Genomic DNA, 21,114 nt, shown 5'->3' with positions numbered 1-21,114 from the left:
CCCCAATGACCGACTTCTGGAACCCCTACCGCACGCTGGCGCCGGCGCAGCAGCGGCTGCTCGGCCTGGGCAGCGTGCTGGCCGTGCTGCTGGTGTGGACGGCGCTGTCGGCCTCGGGCCTGCTGAGCAAGAACCAGCTGCCGTCGCCGTGGGCGGTGGCGCAGGCGATGGCCTACCTCGGCTGGTACGAAGGCCACAGCCAGTTGGCCTCGGCCACGCTCTGGTCGGTCGGCCGCGTGGCCACCGCGTCGCTGCTGGTCATCGTGATCGGCATCCCGCTGGGCGTGCTGATGGGGGCGTCGCCGCGCATCAACGCCATCTTCTCGCCGCTGATCGACCCGTTCCGCTCGGCACCGGTGGCGGCGCTGCTGCCGATCATGGTGATGTGGTTCGGCATCGGCGAGTTCATGAAGATCGCCTTCCTGTTCGTCGGCTCGATCGTCTACCTGACGCCGCTGGTGCGCGACGCCATCCGCGCGGTGCCCGAAGGCTACCTCGTCAGCGCGCAGGACATCGGCGCCACGCCGTGGGAATGCATCCGCAAGGTGCTGGTGCCGCTGGCGATGCCGCGCATCATGGACGCGATCATCGTCGGCGTGTCGGTCAGCTGGACGTACATCACGGTGGCCGAGTATGTGAACGCGCAGGAAGGCCTGGGCCAGCTGATCGCCAACGCGCGCCGTTTGAGCGCAACTGACCAGGTGTTCGCCGGCATCATCGTCATCATGGCGGTCGCGCTGCTGACCTACCAGGGTCTGATGGCGCTCAAGCGGGCGCTGTACAAGTGGGAAACCAAGGAATGAGCGCGCTGCCTCCCGTTGCGCCCGCGGTTGCCGCGAAGCCGCTGCTGGCCGCGACCGACATCGTGCAAGAGTACGCCCGCGCCGACGGCGGCACGCTGCGTGTGCTCGACCGCGTCTCGCTGAGTTTCGAAGCGCCGTCGATCAACATGCTGCTGGGCGCCTCGGGCTGCGGCAAGTCCACGCTGCTGCGCATGCTCGGCGGCGTGCGGCCGTGGAACGTCAAGACGCCGACCTCGGGCCGGGTCGAGATCCACGGCACACCCTGCACCGGCCCGCACCCGGATGCGGTAATGGTGTTCCAGCACTATGCCAACCGGCCCGACCTGACCGTCTGGCAGAACGTGATGTACCCGTTCACGTTCAGCGAGTGGAAACGTCGCGTGACCGAGAAGGACGCGAAGGAGCGGGTCGACCAGATGCTGCAGGAGGTGGGCTTGGCCGACAAGCGCGACCAGTACCCGTCGCAGCTCTCGGGCGGGCAGAACCAGCGCGTCGCGCTGGCGCGGGCGCTGGTGCTGCGGCCCAAGGTGCTGCTGATGGACGAGCCCTTCGGCGCGCTCGATGCGCAGACGCGCACCAACATGCAGACACTGCTGTGCAAGCTGCATGCGGCCCACCCCTGCGTGGTCGTCTTCGTCACCCACGACGTGACGGAGGCGCTGCTGCTCGGTGACCGCGTCATCGTGTTGTCGGGCCAGCCGGCGCGGATCATCGAGGACTTCCACATCCCGCTGAGGCAGCCGCGTAGCGGCGATTGGCTGATGAGTGCCGAGGCGCGCCGGCTGCACGAGCAGGTCGTCGGTCACCTGCGCGCCTCCGGCGCACACGGCAACCTGAGGGTCAGCGTGTGAGCCAGCGCACGACAAAGGGGGCCGCATGAGCGGCGACGACGACAAGCCCTCGTACTGGAAGGCTTTTCTCTGGCACCGCAAGAACCAGTTGATGGTGATGGGCGTTGCCGCAGCCTCGGTGCTGGCGTCGTTCCCGTTCGGTGGCGACGCGTTGGTGCTGGGTCTGCTGGGCCTGACCGCGCTGGAGATGATCGGCCTGGCCATCGTGCCGGGCCTGCCGAACTTCCAGCTCGCGGTCAACGAGAGGGTGCGGCGAGAGCAGCGCGAAGCCCGCCGCGAGACGCTGCTGCGCGAGGTGCATTCGCACGGCGGCTCCAACCACCTGCGCAGCTTCGAGCAGATGTGCAACCGCGTGGCCTCGCTGTACCGCACCGCCAGCGACCGCAGCACCAGCCTGACCACGCGCGAGGTCGAGCAGCTGGACGACCTGACGCTGGACTATCTGCGCATGTGCGTCAGCGACGCGGTGCTGCGCAGCCCGCAGGGCAACGACTTCGTTTCCAGTGTGCAGCGCAAGCTGCGCGCGGTCAGCGAGCGGCTGGCCGGCGGCCAGCTCGACCAGGAAGAGCAGACCCAGCTGCGGCGCGCCAAGGCCGAGTACGAAGAGGCGCTGTCGCGGCAGGCGCGCATCGCATCGCGCCGCAGTGCGCTGGAGGCGACGCTGGTGGCGATGCCGATCCGGCTCGAAGAGGTCTACCAGATGGTGATGAGTGCGCCGCGCGACGGCAACCTTAGCCAGTTGCTGGAGGAATCGGTGTCCAAGTTGAAACTGGCCGAGCAGGCGGCGCTGGACATCGAGCGGCCGTATGAGCTGGCCGGCATCGGCAACGTGACGGCCGAGCACGAGGCCGCGCAGGCGGCGGCTCGCCGTGCGGTGGGGCAACGGCCCTGAGAGCCTGAGAGTCTTTCGCACATGCCCGCTCATCACGCCAAAAGTCACCCCTCGTCGTTGCAAATGCGCGCCATGGCCCGAGCTATGGCTGTGCTTTGCGCCTCGATTGGGCGCCCTTTGACGCGCTGCTCGGGCACGCGCGAAAAACCCCCAGGCTCTGAGTTGACCGATCATTGACAACAAGGTGCCGCTCTTTCGGGCGGTGATGTGCAGACAAGCAGAGGAAGCGAGTAAGACACCATGGCCAACAACGCAATCGTCAGCCGCCTGTGGAACCTGTGGACGGGTTTCGTGGCGCTGTGGGTGACCGACATCGAGAAGGAACACCCGGAAATCGCGTACCAGAACTCGATCGCGTCGATGACCGAGAAGTACAGCAAGCTGAAGCAGGCCTCGGGCCGCATCATCGCGCGCCGGCTCGACCTGGAAAACCAGCTCCAGTCGGCCAAGGCCGAGCTGGCCAAGGTGGCGTCGCAGCTGAATGCCGCGCTGGCGACCAACCAGGATGACCTGGCGCTGGTGCTGATCCAGAAGAAGAACGCGCTGGACGAAAGCATCCAGGGCCTGGACGCCGACTTCGTCGAAGCCGACAAGGACGCCGAGGAGGCCAAGGCCTCGCTGCTCGACATGAAGAGCGAGATCGATCGCCTGAAGGGCGAGAAGGACCGGATGATCGCCAAGTTCCAGAGCGCCCAGGCGCGGCTGCACATTCAGGAGTCGCTCGACGGCCTGTCGATCGATGCCGAGGTGCAGGCACTGGCGGGCGTGCGCGAGCACATCAAGGGCCGCGTCGCCGAGGCCAAGCTGGGCAGCGAGCTGCGGGAGTCTGACCTGGACCAGCGCCTGAAGTCGCTCAACCGCAGCGCCGGTTCGGTCACCGCCCGCGCGCAGCTGGAGCAGATGAAGAAGGCGATGGAGGCCAACACCGCGGGCGGCGGCGGCAAGAGCCTGTGAATGGAGCCCCCACGCTCCCTTCCGGTCGCTGCCCCCCACGGGGGCTTTTGCAGCGGCCCGGCAGAGCCGGATCCGCGCAAATCCCTTGGTTTGGTGGGCCCCTTGCGAAGCCGTGTGCCTGTGGAGCCGTGAGATGACTGCACCAATGACTGGCTCAACTCGCGAGCTGCCGGCCTGGGCGCGTGAGCTGCGCGAGAAGTACCTCGCCGGCGAAGCGTCCACCTTCGTGCTGTACCGCAACGTTTTCGACAGCTTCCTGATCGGAGGCCAGTTCGTCGACCTGAAGGCCTTCCTGACGGGCCCGTTCGTGCAGGAGACCAAACCGACGGTGGTCGAGGTCTCGGCCGAGTTCGGTGTGCAGTGCCTGAAGGGCACGGTCGAGCTCGACAAGGCGGGCGACCTGATGGCCCAGCTGCACAGCCTCGAGCGCCACCTGCGGCAAAGCCACGGCACGGCCGTCTACGTGCCGTATGCCGACGCGCTGATGCCCGGAGAAGACGCGGGCTTCGTCTCGTCCGAAGACCGCAAGGTCGGCAACCTGTTTCACCGCTGGTCGCTGGACCGGCAGCTGAACTCGTCCGACAACATCACCTTCATCGTCGTCGAGACGCTGGGCTCGCTGAACCAGAGCCTGTTGAACAACCCGAAGGTGGCGGCGATCGAGGTGCCGATGCCGGACGAGGCGGCGCGTGCTCAGATCGTGCGCCACCTGGGCCCCAAGCTGTCTGATGCCCAGGTGGCACGTTATGCAGAGCGCCTGGCCGGGCTGCGCGCGGTGCAGGTCGAGAGCCTGATGCGCGCCAGCGGCAACAGCGCGATGGGCGAGGCCGAGCGCGAGGCGCTGATTGGGCAGTTGCTGGCCGGCTCACCCGACGCGGCCGAGCGCGCGAAGCGTTTTGCCGGCATCACCGCCGGCATGACCGCCGACGAGATCGTCAAGCTGGTCGAACCGACCCGCAGCGTGCCATCGGCCGACCTCGACGAAGACGTGCTGCGCCTGATCCAGGCCCGCAAGCGCGAGCTGATCGAGAAAGAGTGCGCCGGGCTGATCGAGTTCGTCGAACCCAAGCACGGCCTGTCGGCGGTCGGCGGCTGCCAGCACATCACCGGCGAGCTGCTGGAGATCGCGCGCTCGCTGCGCGAAGGCGACAGCAAGCTGACGCCGATGGGCCTGCTGGCCGTCGGTCCGATGGGCGCCGGCAAGACCTTCGTCATCAAGGCCTTCCTGAAGGAGGCCGGGCTGTCGGCGGTGGCGCTGAAGAACTTCCGCTCCAAGTGGGTCGGCTCGACCGAGAAGAACCTCGAACGCGTGCTCGCCACCGTCAAGGCGATGGGCCCGATCGCGGTGCTGATCGACGAAGGCGACCGCAGCTTCGGCAACGCGGGCGGCGAGGGCGGCGACGAGGGCACCAGCTCGCGCGTGATCGCGCGGCTGAAGGAGTTCATGTCCGACACCGAGAACCGCGGCCAGGTGCTGTTCGTGATGTTGACCAACCGGCCCGACAAGCTCGACACCGACATCAAGCGCCCCGGCCGGATGGACCGCAAGATCCCGTTCTTCTACGCCGATACCGCGGCCGATCGCGCGGCGGTGGTGCAGGCAGTGGTGCGGCGCTTCGACGCGGCGCTGGCCTGTGACGTGGCCGGCGTCACCGCGTTGTGCGAGTCGCTCGGAGGCTACTCGAACGCCGACCTCGAGGCATTGACGCTGCTGGGGTTGGAGTTCCGCGAACGCGAGCCGGCCTTGAGCCTGCTCGACGCGCTGCAACGCGCCAAGGACGATTTCATGCCGCCGCAGGAGCGCGACATGATCGACTTCATGGAGCTGCTCGCGGTGTCCGAAACCTCGCGGCGCTCGCTGTTGCCGGCCCGCTTCCAGAGCCTGTCCATCGAGGACATCCAGACCCGACTGCGCGGCGCGCGCCAGCGTGCGCTCGGTCGTTGACCCGCCAATCCCCCCAAGAATCCCCCAGATCCCAAGGAGCTGCCAATGAGCACCCAACCCAATGACACGATGACGCCCGCCCAAGTGACGGCCCTGGTGGCCGCGATGCTGGCGGTGGCCCATGTCGACGGCGTCCAGCCGGCCGAAGAACAGCTGATCCGCACCTTCTACGAGGAGTCGGCGACCGCAGGCATGCCCGCCTTCGACCAGGTCGGCCACACCCACGCGCAGGCCAACCAGCTGCTGGCCGCTGCCGGCGGTGGCGCCGACTTTGCCGAGCAGCTGGTGCTGATGTGCTTCATGACCGCCTATGCCGACGGCCACATGAGCGACGGCGAACGCGCGCTGGTGCTCGACCTGGCCAAGCAATCCGGCGTGGCCGAGGCGCGGGCCGCCGAGCTGCTTCAGCAGGTCAAGGACACGCTGATCGGCTCGCTCGCGCACCTGCCCGACGCGGAGTCGGTGGCGGCCTTGTCGAAGACGCTGTGACCGCATGACGAAACGCAGGAGCAGCCATGGCTGAAGCACCCGACCCCACAGCGCCGGCCGCGCTGGTCAGCGAAGCGACGCTGCGTGCGCTGGTCGATTTCGACGCCGCGCGCCAGCGGGTGCGCGATCGCCTGGCGCAGCTGACCGATGGCCCGCAGCTGCTGCGATTCTTCGTGCACTACGCATCGTGGAACGGCCATTTCGCCAATGGTGTCTCGGCGTTGTCCAGCCTGTTGGGCGGCAGCCGCAGCCTGTTCCGCGAAGAAGGCTTTCCGCGCGCGGTGGCTGATCGCAGCAACTACATCGCGAGCTACTTCTTCGACGCTGCCCGCGACGAGTACGACGACCACATCAACCCGGCCCGCGACAGCCACCGCTGCATGGCGCAGGCGGCGTTGATCAGCATGAAAGATCACCTCGGCCTCAGCGACGCCGCGCTCGAAGAAGACGAGCCGGCGGAGCTGGTGACGGTCAATGACAACGTGCTGGTCGGCTACACCGGTCAACCGGCGGCGGCCGAGGGCCGCGCGGCGCAAGCCTTCTGGGCCATCGGCTACCACCTCGGCTCGGAGCTGTTGGCCGACCAGGAGTTCTCACTGATCGACGAACACCTGCGCAAGCACCACAACGATCTGGTGCAGCACCTGATGCGCAGCACCGTGCACCTGGCCGGCGGCACCCACCGCTGCTACGCCTGGGTCGGCGTGCACAGCGGGCACGGCGGCGCGGTCGAGGCCGACCACTTCGACTACGCGCTCGAAGGCGCACACAACGCCTTGCGCTTCCTGGTCGGCGGCGATACCGCCACCGCGGTGCGGGCCTTGCAGAACGGGTTCTGCGCCTTCGAGCGCGACCACGCTCGCTTCTTCGGCATCAGCGCGGCGGGTTGACCAGTCGACCGTGCTGCCCGCTGCGTCGGCAGCGGGGTGGTGGGCGGGTGGGGGCTGGCTCAACGCCCGGCTGCCGCGGCCACCGGTGCCAAGGCCTGCTGCACGATCGCCAACCCGAGAGGGCCGGCAACCCGGGTCAGGAAGCTGCCGAAGTCGACGTGGGCGTCGTCGTCGGCCCGGTCCGAGATGCTGCGCACCACGGCCAACGGCATCCCAAAGGCATGGCAGGCTTGCGCCACGGCGGCCCCTTCCATTTCCACCGCCAGCGCGTCGGGCAAGGCCAGGCGCAGCGCTTCACTCTCGGCGGCGGTGGCGACAAAACGGTCGCCGCTGACGATCAGGCCGCGGTGCACGCGCGTGCCATGGCCGAGCAGCGCGGCGGCTTCAGCGTGCCGGGCGACGGCCGCTTCGGCGCCGCGCGCGACCCGGTCGCTGAATGCGGCGTCGGCCGGAAAGCGCGCCAATCCGGTCAGCGGCACTTCGTGGCGCGGGAACAGCGGCGATGCGTCCATGTCGTGCTGCAGCAGCGCATCGGCCACCACCACGTCACCCACCTGCACACCAGCGCCGATGCCCCCGGCCACGCCGAGAAACAGCACCCGCGCCGCCTGGTAGTGGTCCAACAACAAAGTGGCGGTGATGGCCGCGGCGACTTTGCCGATGCCTGAGCGCACCGCGACCACCTCCTGCCCCTCCAGGCGGCCGAGCCAGAACTCGCGCCCGCCACGGCGCTCGATGCGGGCGTCCTCGATCGCCGGCAGCAACGCGGCCAATTCCTCATGCATCGCGGCAATCAGGGCTGTGCGGGTCATGGGGCGGATTGTGGCGTCAGGCCAGCAGGTACTCGCGCGCCAAAGTCCGCGCCCGGTGCAACCGGCTTTTCACCGCGGCCGTGCTGTCGCCGACACGCGCGGCGATCTCGGCGATCGTCAGCTCTTCGAAGTCGCGCAGCAGCAAGACCTCGCGGTAGTGAGGCGGCAGCGACTCGATGGCAGAGGCCAGTTCATGGCGCAACGCATCGTCGTTGTGCCGGGCCAGCCAGGCGTCGACTGCGGCCTCGTCGTACGGGTCGTAGCGAAGCGCGATGCGGCCCAGGCGCCGGCATTCGCGCTGCACCGTGCGCAGCAGCCAGCCGGACAGCGCCGCCAAGGCACGCAGCTGGTGCAGCTTGCGCGCCATCACCCACAGCGCCTCCTGCACCGCGTCGTCGACGTCGCTGATCAGGCAATGGCGCTGCGCGTAGCGCCGCACGTCGGGCCGTGCCAGACGCAGCAGCGTTTCCATCGCCTGGCCGTCGCCGCCGTGGGCGGCGGCCAGCAAGGGGGCGTGTTGCTCGATCGCGAAGCCCATCGCCATCAACCGCCGCGAGGCAGTTTCCGCCCGACCATCGCGCACATTGGGCAGAAGCCGACCAAGCCCGACACCGTGAGCCCCCCCGCCGCTGCGGCGGCGAGCCAGGCCCACGGGCCGGACAACAACACGAACGCCACCGCTGCACCCGTCGCCCCGCACAGCACCCGCGCCACCCGTTCGCCATTCGGCACATTCTTCACATACCACATGCTCGTTCCACCTTTCGTCATCGGTTCAACGGCGCGCCACCATGGCAGGCCTGATGAACAAGAGGCGGCAGCGGTGACGTTGGATTCGCGGTCCATCAAAAAAAACCTTCGAGCCGCCCGGGGCGGTGTGGTCGTTCCGGCCAGCATGCGCGCCATTGGGTCAGCCAGTCCATCCGCGAATCGTTGGTCGCATGCGACATGCACCCAGTGTCGCCGACGGCGCGAATCGCATACGATGGCCGCGTCGGTGCGCAAAGCGCCGGCCCTCGTCGCTCGGACGGTTCCGGGCGCTTACGTCGAAAAGGTACACACTCCATGGCCACCGGCTCTTCCGGTCAGCGCCGCTTTGCGCGCATCGATCGCCTGCCCCCTTACGTCTTCAACATCACCGCCGAGCTGAAGCTCGCGGCGCGCCGCCGCGGCGAAGACATCATCGACCTCAGCATGGGCAACCCCGATGGGGCGACGCCGCCGCACATCGTGGCCAAGCTGGTCGAGGTCGCGCAGCGGCCGGACACGCACGGCTATTCGGCGAGCAAGGGCATCCCGCGGCTACGGCGCGCAATCAGCCACTGGTACCGCGACCGCTACCACGTCGAGATCGATCCCGAGCGCGAAGCGATCGTCACGATCGGCTCGAAAGAGGGCCTGGCGCACCTGATGCTCGCGACGCTGGACCGTGGCGACACCGTGCTGGTGCCCGACCCCAGCTACCCGATCCACATCTATGGCGCGGTGATCGCCGGCGCCGACATCCGCTCGGTGCCCAATGTCCCCGGCGTCGACTTCTTCGCCGAGCTGGAACGCACGATCCGCGGCAGCTACCCGAAGCCGAAGATGATGGTGCTGGGTTTCCCGAGCAACCCGACCGCGCAGTGCGTCGAGCTCGACTTCTTCCACAAGGTCATCGCATTGGCGAAGAAGCACGACATCTTCGTCGTGCACGACCTGGCCTACGCCGACATCGTCTACGACGGCTTCAAGGCGCCCAGCATCATGCAGGTGCCCGGTGCGAAGGACATCGCGGTCGAGTTCTTCACGCTGAGCAAGAGCTACAACATGGCCGGCTGGCGCGTCGGTTTCATGGTCGGCAACCCGGACCTGGTGGCCGCGCTGGCGCGCATCAAGAGTTACCACGACTACGGCACCTTCACGCCGCTGCAGGTGGCCGCTATCGCCGCGCTTGAGGGCGACCAGCAATGTGTGAAGGACATCGCGGCGAGCTACCAGAAGCGGCGCGACGTGCTGGCCAAGGGCCTGGCCGAGGCCGGCTGGGCGGTCGAGCTGCCCAAGGCCTCGATGTACATCTGGGCCAAGATTCCGCCGGCCTATGCGCAGCTGGGCTCGCTCGAGTTCGCCAAGCAGTTGCTCGAGAAAGCCAAGGTGTGTGTGAGCCCCGGCATCGGCTTCGGCGACCACGGAGACGACCATGTGCGCTTCGCGCTGATCGAGAACGAGAGCCGCATCCGCCAGGCCGTGCGCGGGATCAAGGCGATGTTCCGCGCCGATGGCGTGACGGGCTGAGCCGGCACGCCATGCACGCGGACCCACCGTGGATGGCAGCCGCGCGCGCCGAGCAGGGCGTGGTGGCCTGGCCCGAGGGCCAGTGCAATCCACGCATCACCGCGTACCACGCCGGCACCATCATCGCTGGCTACGACGACAAGGTCTCGTGGTGCTCGTCGTTCGTCCACTGGTGCTTGGGCCAGGCTGGCTTGGCGGGCACCGGTGTAGCGCTCGCCCGTTCGTGGCTGGACTGGGGCCAAGCGATCGACACACCGCGGCCCGGCTGCATCGTCGTGCTCTGGCGCGAGGCCCCTGACAGCTGGAAGGGCCATGTCGGCTTCTACCTGCGGCACGATGCGCAACAGGTCTGGCTGTTGGGCGGCAACCAGCTCGGCTCGGTTTGCGAGAACGCTTATCCGGTCGAATGCGTGCTGGCGTATCGGTGGCCGGCGGCACACACCGCAGGCACATCCCCCCAGATCTGAATTTGCGCAGGCCCCGCGATGTTGGCAGCATCGCGCGTTCCACAAGACGGATCAGGCGTACGAACGATGCGCGACGCTGATCTGAGAACCTCCGGCCCTCGAGATGAAACCCGTACCCATGGCCTGGTCCCTGGCCTGCCTTCTGTTCGCCCCCTCCATGTCGTGCCTGGCCCAGGCGATTCCGCCACCCGGGCTGTACCGGGTCGACTTGACATCCACCACGCGCTGGGTGACCCCGATGGGGGTGATGGAGAAACTCGAGCAGACCGATGGCGCCACCGGCCGGGTCACGGTGACCACCAAGTCGCCCTCGGCCCCTCAGCCGGTGGTCACGGTGTATCCGGGCGATGGTCCGCACGAGGAATGCCAAGGCCCGGCCGCTTCCATCGCCACCGGCAACTGCCGGGCCAAGAGCGAAACGCAGGGCGACTCGCTGACGGCTTCGTTCACCTGCGAAGGCCGAGCGCAGCAGATCTCGCTGCGAAAGATCGGCCCGGACGTGTGGGAGAAGACACTCAAGAGCAAGCCCGCGCCGACCGGACCACAGCCCATGCCTGCCCAGGTGGCCCAGGCGATGGCGCCGGTCATCGAGAAGATGGAAGCCCAAGCCCGGGTGGCGCCACCTGAAGAAGCTGCAGCATTGCGCCAGCAGATCGCTGCCATCCGTGGCGGGGGTGCATCTGCTTCCAATGAGCCCGAAATCGAAGCCGTGCAACGCTGGACGCGCATTTCGAATCACTGCAAGGCCATCGGGAACAAAGACACTCGATGAGTCGCCGATGCGCGCCAGCGCGACACGATTGCTCACCACCTCACCAACCATCTGCCTGCAGGAGGCGTAGCGCCAACAGGCCGAGGCGTTGCTGATACATCTGGACGCGCTTTCTTGCGCTCTGGCTGGCAGCGCTTGCACACAGCCGCCGCGTCGCTTCGCACAATCGCTTCGCAACCACACGAGGAGGCGAGCATGGGCGGGAAGAGGATCTGGACGATCTGGGTCGGCATCGCGCTGGCGTTGGCGGCTGTGGGCGCGAATGCCCAGCAGCAGGCGACCGGCGGCTGGAAGACGGTGCACGAAGGCGAGGGCACCTTCTACCAGTACACCGAGGGCGGCAATTGCAGCTTTCCGCCGCCGACGATCCTGACCGCGGCGATGAACCACACCGACTACGCCGGCGCGAAGGCCTGCGGCGGGTGCATCCAGGTCACCAACCCGGCCAACGGCAAGTCGGTGCAGGTGCGCATCGACGACCGTTGCCCCGAGTGCGCGCCGGGCGATGTCGATCTGGACCAGGAGGCGTTCGCACAGATCGCCGAGCTGTGGCAGGGCCGCATCCCGATCCGCTGGAAGTACGTGGCCTGCACACCGCCGACACTGTCGCTGTATTTCGACCCGGGGTCGAGCCAGTGGTGGACCTCGGTGCAGGTGCGTGACCACCGCTACCCGGTGGCCAAGCTGGCCTGGCGCGTCACCGGCAGCGGCCAACCCTACCAGGCAGCGCCGCGTGAGCTGTACAACGTGTTCATTCCGCCGGGTGGCATGGGGGTAGGGCCTTACGACTTCAGGCTGACCGACGTATACGGCCAGGTGGTCAAGGTCAACAACGTCGCGCTGTCGCCGGGCCAGGTGATCACGACGACCAAGCAGTTCCCGCAGCGGCCCGGTGCAGCCGAGGGCGATTCGCTGTTGGGAAGGGCGCTGGCCGAACAGTCGGCCCTCGATGTCGACGACGCTGCCGATTGACGTGGGCTGATTGATCCACGCTGGGCCGATGCGGCTGCGGCCGGCGCCGCGTCGGCCCGCCTTGTTCGACGCCGGCCGAGCAGGGAGCATGCGATGAAGACACGTGGCGTACCCGGTGACGGGGCCGTAAGGCGTTGGGCGGCGGGTTGGATGATCGGCCTGGCCTGTGTGTTGGCGCTGCTGTTGCCCCGAGCGGCATCAGCCGCCGACTGGCCCCCGGTCGATGGCGTCTATGGCGTCCCGAGCCTGACGTTCACGCTGCCGGCGAGCCTGCCCGGCAAGATCACCGACACCACGATCTACCTCGCCGACATCCAGGCCACGTTCCCCGACGTGGACTGGGCGAACCTCGACCGGCTGTACCTGCGCCCCGGCCACTTCAAGTTCATCTACATCGGCAACCTGCCGCAGCGCAGCCCCGACCGGCGACTGGTCATCACCAACCAGGGTGGCCAGGTGCGTGTTGGTGGGCTCGGCCACTACTACCTGCTCAAGCTCGCCGGCGGCTCGAACTGGGTGCTGACCGGGCGCTACGACCCGATCTCGCTGACCGGCGATGCGGCCTACCCGGGCCACCGCGGCGGCGCCTTCGCGAACAGCCAGGGCCGCTACGGCATCCTGGTCGACGACGAGCACTCGGTCGACAGCGTGTCGGGCCTGGCCATCGGCGGCCGCGCGACGGCGTTCGAGCTCGAGTACATCGAAATCACGCGCCTGGGTTTCGCTGGCCTGCTGGCCAAGACCGACAACGACGGCACCGCGACGATGGCCGATGTGGCGGTGCACGACATGTACATCCACGACACCGGCAGCGAGGGCATGTACATCGGCAGCCGCAGCGGCCAGCCGCAGCATGCGATCCGCAACTGGAAGATCTTCAACAACCGCGTGCTGCGCACCGGCACCGAGGCGATCCAGATCAGCCAGCTGAAGGGCCTGACGGACGTGCACCACAACGTCTTCGGCCCGGCGGCGATCGATTGGCGCGCGGCCTTCCAGCCGTTCCAGGACGGCAACCTGCAGATTGGGATGCGTGAGGGCGAGCTGCGGGTGCGCAACAACATCTTCATCGGCGCGGCGAGCAACCTCGTGTCGATGTTCATGGAGCCGGTGGCGGGCGATGCGACCGGCGGGAACCGTGGCGTGCGCTTCGAGAACAACTACTTCTCGGACACGCGCAGCATGGGCATGTACCTGAACACGACGGCGATCCCGGGGATCGACTTCCGCTTCACCGGCAACACCTGGCGTCACTGGCGCTTCGAGCGCGACCAGGTCTACCCCGACGCGGTGCCCTACGACCACCTGCTGCGGGTGATGAACACCACGTCGCCGATCCGTTTCGCCAACACCGAGTGGACCGGGCCGGAGAAGTTTTCGAACCTGCTGCCGACCGGGCTCGGCACCAACGGCAACGTGACCGGCGTGCGCAACAAGCGGGTCGACGCGAAGCCGGTGAGCTTTGTCGATGCCGGGCTGGCCTCCGGCTTCGACTACCTGCGGCTCGAGATGTGGACCGACGTGGCCTCATTGGGCGACGACCAGCCGGTAACCTACGCCCAGGGTTTCATCGTCACGCACCTCGGCTCGCCCTATCGCTGCAAACTGAACCCGTGCCCGGCCGGCCGGGTGCCACCCGAGCACCCGGACACGTGGAAGCCGCTGCCGCCGTTCGTCGACGACGTGCGGGTGAAGCCCGGTACGCGCTACGAGGCGCTGGGCCTGCAGCCGATGTGACGCTGCTGCGTCAGGCGGCGACCGGCGCCACCGCCACGTCAGAAGTGCGTCGTGATCGCGTCGACGACGCGGTAGTCTTCGTCGACCACCGCCATCCAGCGCCACTTGTCGAAGGTGGTGCAGGGGTGTGAAATACCGAGCGCCACGCGGTCGCCGACCTGCAGCGCGACGCCGGCGTCGTTCAGCCGCAGGTAGGCGTGCTGGTCGTTGAGCTTGTCGATCGTCCAGCCGGCCGGTGCGGCGGCGGCGCTGCGCTCACCGGCGCGGGCGAGCTTGGTTGGCACCGGCAGCCCCCAGTCGGCCGAGACGTCGCGCTTGCCGGCATTCAGGATCGCCAAGCCCGGCTCGGGGCACGATTGCACGACGGTCCAGACCTCCAGCGCGGCGCGCAGGCCGCTCGCGTCGCTGCAGCCCAGGCGGCGGTTCACCACCTGCGCATAACGGTGGTACGCACCGTCGTCGTGCGTCACATAGCAGCCGGAGCGCAGCAGCGGCTGGATCGGCCGCGGTGACGGGCTCGAGCGCAGCCCGCGCGCGACCAGATCGAACACCGCCGAGCCGCCGGCGCTGACGATGATCTCGCCGGTGTCGAACAGCTTCTCGGCGTCGCAGGCGGCGACGAAGCGGTGCAGTCGCTGCATCAGCCCGTTGACCAGCGCCGCGTCCTCGGTGTCTTCGCCCTTGGCCCACAGGCCCTCGTAGACCTCGACACCCACCAGCCGAACGCTGGCGCTGGCGTGCAGCCGCCGCGCCAGCGCCAGCGCCTCTTCGTCGGTGCGCACGCCGGTGCGGCCGCCCGGCAGACCCAACTCGACCAGCACCTCGAAGGCAAGCGACTGGTCGGCCTGCTCGATGCGCGCCAGCTGCTCGGCCGAATCGACCAGGAAGGCCACGCGCAGGTCGGGGGTTTGCCGCTGCAGCGCCGCCAGGGCGGCCAGCTCCGGCGTCTGCACCAGCTGGTTCGCGATCACCGCTCGCCGTACACCGGAGGCCACGCCGATCGCCAGCTGGTGCACGTTGGCGAAGGTGATCCCCCAGGCGCCGGCGGCCATCTGCGCCTGGAACAGTTGCGGCGACATCGTCGTCTTTCCGTGCGGTGCCAGCGCGATACCGGCCTCGGCCACCAAGCGCTGCATCCAGCTCAGGTTGTGCGTCAGCGCGTCGCGGTGGACCACGGCCAGCGGCAGTGGCAGCTGGTCGGCCAGCACATGCCAGCCCTGCTCGCCGATCTGCGAGCGGCGCAGCGCCGGCACGTTGGCCGGGTAACCTTTGAAGAGCGGGTCGAGCAAGGGATCGAGGAGGCTGTTCATCCGGCGATTCGACCACAGCCTTTCCGGGCCAACCCACCCCTAGTCTGGCTTGGCTGGCAGACTCAAGGCCCCTAACCTGGTCATTTGGTGGTGGTCTCGTGCCGCCACGCGCCGATGAGCAACAACATCGAGGTCCCTGGACCAACAGCTGATCCAGCGCGTCGAGATCGTGCGTGCACTGGCGTTGGCGCTGGTGCTGCTGCACCTGGACCACTTTGGCGATATTGCTGGGCGAAGGCTGCCGCGGCCACGATCGCGCGGTACGCCACGGCGCCGAAGAGTTCGTGCTCGCGCCGGCCGGCACCTCGCGTGACGCGGCCGCCGACGTGGCCGAACGGGTGCGCCAGGCCGTGGCCGACCACGGCTGGTCCAGCGTCTCGCCAGATCTGCGCGTGACCGCCAGCCTGGGTGTGGCCGGCGCCACCGAAGCGGCCGACCCGCAGGCGCTGCTGACGCAGACCGACAAGCGGCTCTGCGCCGCCAAGCTCGCCGGCCGTAGCCGGGTGGTCGCGGCCGGCTGAGCCGGTGTCAGTGCGCCGGGTCCGGTGTGGCCGGCGGCTTCAGCATGCCCGACAGCGCGTGCGCGACGCCGGTGATGCCTTCGTTCGACAGACCCGCGTCCTTCATCACCGCATCGACGATCGGCTTGGCCAGCTGGTACTGCAGCGCGGAGTTCATGACCTGCTCTGGAAAGGTCGCGCCGTTCGCGCCGCCCGCACCAGCCGAGCCGCCTTCGCCACCCGGCGCGCCGGGCATGCCGCTGACCTGGAAGATGCGGATCGAGTCGATCTTCTCCATCGGCTTGACTGCCTGCTGGATGATCAGCGGCAGTTGCTGCAGCAGCTGGGTGCGCACCTGCAGATCGATCTGCGCAGCGGACAAAGTGTTCAACGCCTCGTTGATTGCGCGCTTGCCCTCGGCCTCGGCGAGCGACGCGGCCTGCTTGGCCTTGGCCTCGATCGTGATCGCTTCGGCGCGGTCCAGCGCGGCGTTCTTCTCGGCCGTCGCGGCCACGGTCACCGCGATCGCGTTCTGCTCGGCTTCCTTCGAGGCTTCGATCAGCTGGATCGCCTTGTCGCGCTGAGCCACCGCGACCTGGCGTGAGGTGGTCACGCCTTCTTCGGTCTTGGCCACTTCGGCGCGCGCCAGGTTGGCGGCGGCGTCGGCTTCGGACTGCTCGCGCGACTTGTTGGCGATCGCGATCTGCGTGTCCTGCCGGGCCATCTCGACCTGCTTGCGCTGGTCGGCGCGTTGTACTTCGGTCTTGCGCTCCAGGTCGATTTCGCGTGTCTGCACGGCGAGGTTCTTCTCGATCTCGGCCGAGCGGATCTCGCGGTCGGCCTCGATGCGCTTCTGGCTCACTTGGCGCTCGGCCTCGATCTTGGCGGCCTCGGCCTCGCGGCTGCGCTCGGCCTGCTGCATCGAGATCTGCGCGGTCTGCTCGGCCCGTGCGGTTTCGATGTCGCGCTTCTGGGTCAGCGTCGCGAACTCCTGGTCCTTCTCGATCGAGAGTTTCTGGCGCGAGGCTTCGAGGTTCTTGGTGCGCACCTGCACCTCGGTGTCCTGCTCGACGTCGTTGCGCTGCTTGCGGCGCGCTTCGGTCTGCTCGGTCAGCCGCGTCAGGCCCTCGGCGTCGAAGGCGTTGTTGGGGTTGAAGAACTGCTTGTCGGTCTGGTCCAGGCTGGTCAGCGAGACCGATTCCAGCTCCAGGCCGTTCTTCTCCAGGTCTTCGGCGACGGCGTTTTGCACGGCCTGCACGAAATCGCGCCGCTTGTCCTGCAGCTCCTGGATCGTCATCGTCGCGGCGGTCGCGCGCAGCGAGTCGACGAACTTGTCTTCGACCAGCGCCTTCAGCTCGTTTGGGCTCAGCGTGCGGGCGCCCAGCGTCTGCGCGGCGGTGCTGACAGCCTCTTCGGTCTGCTTCACGCGCACGAAGAACGCTGCGGTCACGTCGACACGCATGCGGTCTTTCGTGATCAGGCTTTCGCGCTCGCGGCGCATCACCTCGAGCTTGAGCGTGTTCATGTTGACCAGCACGCGCTCATGGAAGACCGGCAGCACGATCGCGCCGCCGTCCATGATCACCTTCTGGCCGCCGAGGCCGGTGCGCACGAAGGCCATCTCCTTCGTCGAGCGCTTGTACAGCCGCGCGAAGATCACGCCGATCGTCAGCAGCGCAATCAGGATCAGGCCGGCCAGGCCGCCCAGCTGGATCAGGTTGTCCATCGTCAATCTCCTCCCTCTCAACAACAACGAAACTCGAGACTCAAAGCACCGTCGGGTACGGGTTGCGGATGCAGCGGTAGAAGCTGCCTACCTTGCGCACGATCAGCACCTCAATGCCATCGTCGAACACCTCGTCGTCGACGTCGGGCTCGACCATCAGGTAGTGGCTGCGGCCGTGGCTGTCGCGCACGCGGGCCTGCCCGGCCAGCCCGCGTCGGGCCGCGCCACCGCTGATCACACCGGTGCGGCCGATCAGCGATTGCTCGCTGACGGCGCTGGTCTCGTCGCGCGGCACCAGGTGCGCCAGCAGCGCACCGAGGCTGCGTACGGTGACCAGGCCCGGCGGCACGGCGAGCAGCCCGGCGATCCAAGCCGGCAGGTAGACGCCGAACAACCCGTGCACGACTGCCTGCAGGCTGTAGCCGAACAGCGCGTAGCCGGAGAGAAACAGCACCAGCAACACCAGCGACGGCACGCGCCCCAGGTGCAGCCAGCCGAGCACCCGGTCCAGCCCGGTGTCGACATCGGTCGCGTCAACGGCCGGCACCAGGTGGTCGAGCAACGTGCTGGGGCTCAGCGACACCAGCATGCCCAGGCCCTCGATCAGCGCCAGCGCGATGATCAGTGCGAAGGCGATGCCGAACGGCAGCGTTTCGGCGGTGATGAACAGGCTCACGGCGTCGATGCTTTCACTGCTGGGCCTTCCACTGCGCCAGACGTTCCTCGATCCTGCTCTGGCGCACCAGGTCGTCCAGTTCCTTCAGCTGTGCAGCTTGCTGCAGCGTGGCGCCTACGCTGGTCGCGGCCAGGCCCGTCTGACGCTGGTGCACGCGGTCGAACGCGCCGGTGGCCGCGGCCATGCGCACGTCTGCCGAGCCGGCGCCGGCCGGGCGGCCCGGCGCGATGCTGGCCTGCGCTGCGAGGCGGCTCTTGCGGAACTCGGCCAGCGCGGTGTCCATCTCGCGTCGCTTGGCCAGCAGCGCCTCGACATAACCGCGCAGCTCGGTCTCTTGGCGGGCGAACTCGGCCAGTGTCGATTCGAGCACCGGCAGCTGGGCTTCGATGTCGAGCTGGCGGGCCACGGCGGTGCGCGCCAAGTCCTCGCGCTGCTGCGCCAGCGCCTGCCCGAGCTGTTCGCTCAAGGCCTCGTGCTGGCGGTTCAGGTTCAGGTGCTGCTGCTGGGCCAGGTGGCGGTTGGCCGAGGTCGTGCCCAGCTCGTGCCGCACGTCGGTGATGACGCCATCGGCCTCGCGGATGGCCTGTTCCATCATCGCCTCAGGCGCCTGGTCTTCCAGCCGGTCCAGCAGCGCATGCACGCCGCCGGTGATCACGCGGCCCACCCGTGTCTTCAGTGAATCAGCCATGTCAGGCTCCTTTCGTCAAGGTCTGCAGGGTCGAGGCGAGCTGGATGGTAGCGGCCATGTGCCGTTTCACCACTGCCGGGTCGTAGGCGGCGGCCGCGTCGGTCAGGCCTTGGCGCAGCAGTGCCTCGGCCAGCGCGAAGGCGCGGCGCACCAGCGCATCCTCGAGCTGGGCGGCCTGTTGCTCGTTGCTCGGCGTCTGGCTGATCGCCAGTGCCAGCGAGGTGGCCAGGTGGTCGAGCACCGCGTTGAGCACCTCGGAATGGCGGCCGGTCGTGCCCTCGACGCGCACCAAAGCATCACGCAGCCGGCCGACCAGGTCGCGCGACCAGGCATGGGCGGCGACGAAATCGAATGCGCCATCGTGTTGGCGCTTGAGTTGACCGAGCAGCACGCGCAGCTTGTCGCTGTTGGTGGTGGCCCCTTCGACCTGCAGCTGGGCCAGCCACAGGTAGAGGTCACTCGGGATGCGTGCGGACAGCGGCTCCATCGAGACAGCGGTGCTGACCATGAATGAATGCCCTCGTGTTCCTTTGAACACAAGTGTATTCAAACGGATTCGCTTGTCAACACATGAACGCGAAGCCGCCGCCGGCGTCTGAAATCAGGTCGTGTGCCCCTCGGCAACCACTGGCTCTGGCTCGACCCGCAGCGCCCAGGCGACGCCGGCGATCAGCAGCACGATGCCGGCGACCGTCGTGGGCGTGGGCCCGTGGCCTCGCAGCACGAAGGCATAGGCCAGTGCCGCCAGCGTCTCGAAGACGATCAGCTGGCCGGCCAGGTTGGTCGGCAGGCGCTGGCTGGCCTCGTTCCAGCACAGCGTGCCGAGCCACGACGACAGCAGGCCGATCGCGAGCATCAGCGTGACGAAGGCTTCGGGACGCGGACCGAAGGGCATGGCCCACGGCGCATCGGTGACGCCGAAGACGACCCAGGTCAACGTGTAGCCGACGATGGCCAGCGGCAGCGTCGCCACGCCTTGCGCGGTGGCCCAGCTGCGCGGGCTGCGGTCCGGGTGGGCGCGCAGCCAGTCGGCATTGCGCAGCGGGTACCAGGTCCAGCAGATCACCGCGCCCACCGCCAGCACGGCGCCGAGCGCATAGCGGCCGACGTCCGCGTCGGGGTCAGCGCGCAGCGCGGTCCACTCGGCCTGGTTGACCAACCCGATGCCCAGCGCAATCAGGCCCAGCGACGGGGCGAGCCGGCGCCACGGCAGGTGGCCGTCGCGCGCGGCGTTGCGCACGTTGGCGCAGGTGGCGATGACGACCGGCAGCGTGCCGATGATCATCGTCGGCAGTGGTGCGCCGGCGCGCTGGATCGCCGACGACAGGAACAGGTAGTAGACGACGTTGCCGACGAGCGCCAGCTTCATCGCCTCGATCCAGTCGGCGCGGCTCAATTGCCGCAGGTTGACGCGGTCCAGCCAGGCCAGCGGCAGCGCGATCAGGCCGAAGGCAAGGTAACGGCCGAACGACAGCATCACGGCCGGGTAGTCGGCCAGCATCAACGGCCCGACGAACACCAGGCCCCACATCAGGCCGGCGGCCAGCGCGAACAACACTCCGATTCCCATGGCGCCGATGATGCCCGGGCCGGGAGCGGCCGGTCTTGTACCGCGTTGCTGTCGATCAGTGCGGGGCCAGGGCCAGAGGGGCCACCTTCCAGGCCAGCACCAGCATCGTCAGACCGACCAGCGCGTCGAGCACCTGCCAGGCCTGTGGGCGGGCGAACAGCGGCGCCAGCTTGCGTGCGCCGTAGCCCAGTGCGGTGAACCACAGCGCGCTGGCGATCACGCAGCCGCCGACGAACGCGGCCCGGGCGGGGGCACCGCTGTGCTGCGCGCCGATCGTGCCGATCAGCAGCACCGAGTCGAGGTAGACGTGCGGGTTCAACAGCGTGAAGCCGGCCACCTGCACCAGCGCCTGCCGGCGGCCCAGGCCCGCGCTGGTGGTGGCCTGCAGCGCGCCTGGGGCGCGGGCGTGCCACAGCGCACGCAGCCCGTAGCCGAGCAGGAACAGCGCGCCGCCGCCCGCCAGCAGGCGGGCCAACCCGGGCTGTGCACCGATCAGGCTCGCCAACCCGGCGACGCCGGCGGCCATCAGCACCGCGTCGGCCAGCGTGCAGAAGGCGACGATGGTCCCGACATGTTCGCGCCGCAGGCCCTGGCGCAGCACGAACGCGTTCTGCGCGCCGATCGCGACGATCAGGCCGAAGGTCAGCGCCAGGCCCTGCAGGGCGGGGTCGAGCAGTGAGGTGGGGGGGAGTGAGGTGTCATCGAGCATGCGCGCAGCTTGCCGGCCGCCAGCGCAAACCGCCAGTTAGACTTTCTTCAGCAGATGAAGCGGATCTCAAGACACGA

23 protein-coding genes are annotated in these 21,114 nt (G+C 68.3%); 13 read left to right on the top strand and 10 right to left on the bottom strand.

Annotated elements, in window-relative coordinates; genetic code table 11:
• The first annotated feature begins 5 nt into the window (after positions 1 to 5).
• The 7 genes from VFY73_RS00650 to VFY73_RS00620 all read left to right on the top strand — a co-directional run bounded on the left by VFY73_RS00650 (position 6) and on the right by VFY73_RS00620 (position 6,824).
• A complete protein-coding gene (locus VFY73_RS00650; RefSeq protein WP_329715965.1) occupies positions 6 to 803 on the top strand; it encodes an ABC transporter permease in 798 nt (265 codons plus the stop codon).
• The gene (locus VFY73_RS00645; RefSeq protein WP_329715964.1) at positions 800 to 1,654 is read left to right on the top strand and encodes an ABC transporter ATP-binding protein; all 855 of its coding nucleotides are present in this window, start codon (positions 800 to 802) and stop codon (positions 1,652 to 1,654) included. Before VFY73_RS00650 ends, VFY73_RS00645 begins: the two co-directional genes overlap by 4 nt.
• A gap of 25 nt (positions 1,655 to 1,679) precedes the next feature.
• On the top strand, positions 1,680 to 2,546 hold the full coding sequence (locus VFY73_RS00640; RefSeq protein WP_329715963.1) for a hypothetical protein: 867 nt from the start codon (positions 1,680 to 1,682) through the stop codon (positions 2,544 to 2,546).
• A gap of 240 nt (positions 2,547 to 2,786) precedes the next feature.
• On the top strand, positions 2,787 to 3,500 hold the full coding sequence (locus VFY73_RS00635; protein WP_329715962.1) for a PspA/IM30 family protein: 714 nt from the start codon (positions 2,787 to 2,789) through the stop codon (positions 3,498 to 3,500).
• Positions 3,501 to 3,645: 145 nt separating this feature from the next.
• Complete coding sequence (locus VFY73_RS00630; protein ID WP_329715961.1) at positions 3,646 to 5,445, top strand: ATP-binding protein; 1,800 nt, start codon at positions 3,646 to 3,648, stop codon at positions 5,443 to 5,445.
• Positions 5,446 to 5,490: 45 nt separating this feature from the next.
• A complete protein-coding gene (locus VFY73_RS00625) occupies positions 5,491 to 5,934 on the top strand; it encodes a hypothetical protein (RefSeq protein WP_329715960.1) in 444 nt (147 codons plus the stop codon).
• Between the two features lie 26 nt (positions 5,935 to 5,960).
• On the top strand, positions 5,961 to 6,824 hold the full coding sequence (locus tag VFY73_RS00620) for a hypothetical protein (protein WP_329715959.1): 864 nt from the start codon (positions 5,961 to 5,963) through the stop codon (positions 6,822 to 6,824).
• A 59-nt stretch (positions 6,825 to 6,883) separates the two neighbouring features.
• Here VFY73_RS00620 and VFY73_RS00615 read toward each other — a convergent pair whose 3' ends face one another.
• The 3 genes from VFY73_RS00615 to VFY73_RS00605 are packed head-to-tail and all read right to left on the bottom strand — an operon-like array spanning position 6,884 to position 8,482.
• The gene (locus VFY73_RS00615; protein ID WP_329715958.1) at positions 6,884 to 7,636 is read right to left on the bottom strand and encodes a 5'-methylthioadenosine/adenosylhomocysteine nucleosidase; all 753 of its coding nucleotides are present in this window, start codon (positions 7,634 to 7,636) and stop codon (positions 6,884 to 6,886) included.
• A 16-nt stretch (positions 7,637 to 7,652) separates the two neighbouring features.
• Complete coding sequence (locus VFY73_RS00610) at positions 7,653 to 8,180, bottom strand: RNA polymerase sigma factor (RefSeq protein ID WP_329715957.1); 528 nt, start codon at positions 8,178 to 8,180, stop codon at positions 7,653 to 7,655.
• Positions 8,180 to 8,482, bottom strand: a complete 303-nt coding sequence (locus VFY73_RS00605; RefSeq protein ID WP_329715956.1) for a DUF2892 domain-containing protein — start codon at positions 8,480 to 8,482, stop codon at positions 8,180 to 8,182. The genes VFY73_RS00610 and VFY73_RS00605 overlap by 1 nt, the downstream gene beginning before the upstream one ends.
• Positions 8,483 to 8,701: 219 nt before the next feature.
• Between VFY73_RS00605 and alaC the strand changes: the two genes are divergently transcribed.
• From alaC to VFY73_RS00580, 5 genes are all read left to right on the top strand, one after another.
• Positions 8,702 to 9,910 carry an alanine transaminase gene (gene alaC, locus VFY73_RS00600; RefSeq protein ID WP_329715955.1) on the top strand — a complete coding sequence of 403 codons (1,209 nt, stop codon included), beginning with the start codon at positions 8,702 to 8,704 and terminating at the stop codon, positions 9,908 to 9,910.
• An 11-nt stretch (positions 9,911 to 9,921) separates the two neighbouring features.
• On the top strand, positions 9,922 to 10,377 hold the full coding sequence (locus tag VFY73_RS00595) for a TIGR02594 family protein (protein WP_329715954.1): 456 nt from the start codon (positions 9,922 to 9,924) through the stop codon (positions 10,375 to 10,377).
• 118 nt (positions 10,378 to 10,495) lie between these two features.
• On the top strand, positions 10,496 to 11,149 hold the full coding sequence (locus VFY73_RS00590; protein WP_329715953.1) for a hypothetical protein: 654 nt from the start codon (positions 10,496 to 10,498) through the stop codon (positions 11,147 to 11,149).
• 195 nt (positions 11,150 to 11,344) lie between these two features.
• A complete protein-coding gene (locus tag VFY73_RS00585) occupies positions 11,345 to 12,121 on the top strand; it encodes an expansin EXLX1 family cellulose-binding protein (RefSeq protein WP_329715952.1) in 777 nt (258 codons plus the stop codon).
• Between the two features lie 93 nt (positions 12,122 to 12,214).
• Entirely contained in the window at positions 12,215 to 13,858 is a 1,644-nt protein-coding gene (locus VFY73_RS00580) for a right-handed parallel beta-helix repeat-containing protein (RefSeq protein ID WP_329715951.1), read from the top strand.
• 38 nt (positions 13,859 to 13,896) lie between these two features.
• Here the strand turns inward: VFY73_RS00580 and VFY73_RS00575 are convergent, their stop codons facing one another.
• On the bottom strand, positions 13,897 to 15,168 hold the full coding sequence (locus VFY73_RS00575; protein ID WP_329715950.1) for an amino acid deaminase: 1,272 nt from the start codon (positions 15,166 to 15,168) through the stop codon (positions 13,897 to 13,899).
• 173 nt (positions 15,169 to 15,341) lie between these two features.
• Here VFY73_RS00575 and VFY73_RS00570 point away from each other — a divergent pair, with 173 nt between their 5' ends.
• Positions 15,342 to 15,689 carry a diguanylate cyclase gene (locus tag VFY73_RS00570; RefSeq protein WP_329715949.1) on the top strand — a complete coding sequence of 116 codons (348 nt, stop codon included), beginning with the start codon at positions 15,342 to 15,344 and terminating at the stop codon, positions 15,687 to 15,689.
• Between the two features lie 7 nt (positions 15,690 to 15,696).
• Here the strand turns inward: VFY73_RS00570 and VFY73_RS00565 are convergent, their stop codons facing one another.
• The 6 genes from VFY73_RS00565 to VFY73_RS00540 form a co-directional block, all read right to left on the bottom strand.
• Positions 15,697 to 17,394, bottom strand: a complete 1,698-nt coding sequence (locus VFY73_RS00565) for a flotillin family protein (protein ID WP_329715948.1) — start codon at positions 17,392 to 17,394, stop codon at positions 15,697 to 15,699.
• 40 nt (positions 17,395 to 17,434) lie between these two features.
• Positions 17,435 to 18,070 (bottom strand): YqiJ family protein, encoded by a 636-nt coding sequence (locus VFY73_RS00560; protein WP_329715947.1) that lies wholly within the window; start codon positions 18,068 to 18,070, stop codon positions 17,435 to 17,437.
• Positions 18,071 to 18,083: 13 nt separating this feature from the next.
• On the bottom strand, positions 18,084 to 18,758 hold the full coding sequence (locus tag VFY73_RS00555; protein ID WP_329715946.1) for a PspA/IM30 family protein: 675 nt from the start codon (positions 18,756 to 18,758) through the stop codon (positions 18,084 to 18,086).
• A gap of 1 nt (position 18,759) precedes the next feature.
• Positions 18,760 to 19,266, bottom strand: coding sequence for a hypothetical protein (locus tag VFY73_RS00550; protein WP_329715945.1), 507 nt, complete (start codon positions 19,264 to 19,266; stop codon positions 18,760 to 18,762).
• Positions 19,267 to 19,359: 93 nt separating this feature from the next.
• Positions 19,360 to 20,328: a DMT family transporter gene (locus VFY73_RS00545; RefSeq protein ID WP_329715944.1), complete on the bottom strand. Its 969-nt coding sequence runs from the start codon at positions 20,326 to 20,328 to the stop codon at positions 19,360 to 19,362.
• A gap of 55 nt (positions 20,329 to 20,383) precedes the next feature.
• Positions 20,384 to 21,037: a LysE/ArgO family amino acid transporter gene (locus VFY73_RS00540; RefSeq protein WP_329715943.1), complete on the bottom strand. Its 654-nt coding sequence runs from the start codon at positions 21,035 to 21,037 to the stop codon at positions 20,384 to 20,386.
• Between the last annotated feature and the right edge of the window lie 77 nt (positions 21,038 to 21,114).

Source organism: Ideonella sp. (assembly GCF_036277275.1).
In the GTDB taxonomy this organism is placed as follows: Bacteria; Pseudomonadota; Gammaproteobacteria; order Burkholderiales; family Burkholderiaceae_C; genus Ideonella.
The sequence above is the reverse complement of the archived record's forward strand: the minus strand, read 5'-3'. Positions and strand labels throughout refer to the sequence as shown.

Coding starts and splice junctions, on each gene's coding strand:
- VFY73_RS00650 (WP_329715965.1), top strand. CDS start 6: ATGACCGACTTCTGGAACCCCTACCGCACGCTGGCGCCGGCGCAGCAG.
- VFY73_RS00645 (WP_329715964.1), top strand. CDS start 800: ATGAGCGCGCTGCCTCCCGTTGCGCCCGCGGTTGCCGCGAAGCCGCTG.
- VFY73_RS00640 (WP_329715963.1), top strand. CDS start 1,680: ATGAGCGGCGACGACGACAAGCCCTCGTACTGGAAGGCTTTTCTCTGG.
- VFY73_RS00635 (WP_329715962.1), top strand. CDS start 2,787: ATGGCCAACAACGCAATCGTCAGCCGCCTGTGGAACCTGTGGACGGGT.
- VFY73_RS00630 (WP_329715961.1), top strand. CDS start 3,646: ATGACTGGCTCAACTCGCGAGCTGCCGGCCTGGGCGCGTGAGCTGCGC.
- VFY73_RS00625 (WP_329715960.1), top strand. CDS start 5,491: ATGAGCACCCAACCCAATGACACGATGACGCCCGCCCAAGTGACGGCC.
- VFY73_RS00620 (WP_329715959.1), top strand. CDS start 5,961: ATGGCTGAAGCACCCGACCCCACAGCGCCGGCCGCGCTGGTCAGCGAA.
- VFY73_RS00615 (WP_329715958.1), bottom strand. CDS start 7,636: ATGACCCGCACAGCCCTGATTGCCGCGATGCATGAGGAATTGGCCGCG.
- VFY73_RS00610 (WP_329715957.1), bottom strand. CDS start 8,180: ATGGCGATGGGCTTCGCGATCGAGCAACACGCCCCCTTGCTGGCCGCC.
- VFY73_RS00605 (WP_329715956.1), bottom strand. CDS start 8,482: ATGGACCGCGAATCCAACGTCACCGCTGCCGCCTCTTGTTCATCAGGC.
- alaC (WP_329715955.1), top strand. CDS start 8,702: ATGGCCACCGGCTCTTCCGGTCAGCGCCGCTTTGCGCGCATCGATCGC.
- VFY73_RS00595 (WP_329715954.1), top strand. CDS start 9,922: ATGCACGCGGACCCACCGTGGATGGCAGCCGCGCGCGCCGAGCAGGGC.
- VFY73_RS00590 (WP_329715953.1), top strand. CDS start 10,496: ATGGCCTGGTCCCTGGCCTGCCTTCTGTTCGCCCCCTCCATGTCGTGC.
- VFY73_RS00585 (WP_329715952.1), top strand. CDS start 11,345: ATGGGCGGGAAGAGGATCTGGACGATCTGGGTCGGCATCGCGCTGGCG.
- VFY73_RS00580 (WP_329715951.1), top strand. CDS start 12,215: ATGAAGACACGTGGCGTACCCGGTGACGGGGCCGTAAGGCGTTGGGCG.
- VFY73_RS00575 (WP_329715950.1), bottom strand. CDS start 15,168: ATGAACAGCCTCCTCGATCCCTTGCTCGACCCGCTCTTCAAAGGTTAC.
- VFY73_RS00565 (WP_329715948.1), bottom strand. CDS start 17,394: ATGGACAACCTGATCCAGCTGGGCGGCCTGGCCGGCCTGATCCTGATT.
- VFY73_RS00555 (WP_329715946.1), bottom strand. CDS start 18,758: ATGGCTGATTCACTGAAGACACGGGTGGGCCGCGTGATCACCGGCGGC.
- VFY73_RS00550 (WP_329715945.1), bottom strand. CDS start 19,266: ATGGTCAGCACCGCTGTCTCGATGGAGCCGCTGTCCGCACGCATCCCG.
- VFY73_RS00545 (WP_329715944.1), bottom strand. CDS start 20,328: ATGGGAATCGGAGTGTTGTTCGCGCTGGCCGCCGGCCTGATGTGGGGC.
- VFY73_RS00540 (WP_329715943.1), bottom strand. CDS start 21,037: ATGCTCGATGACACCTCACTCCCCCCCACCTCACTGCTCGACCCCGCC.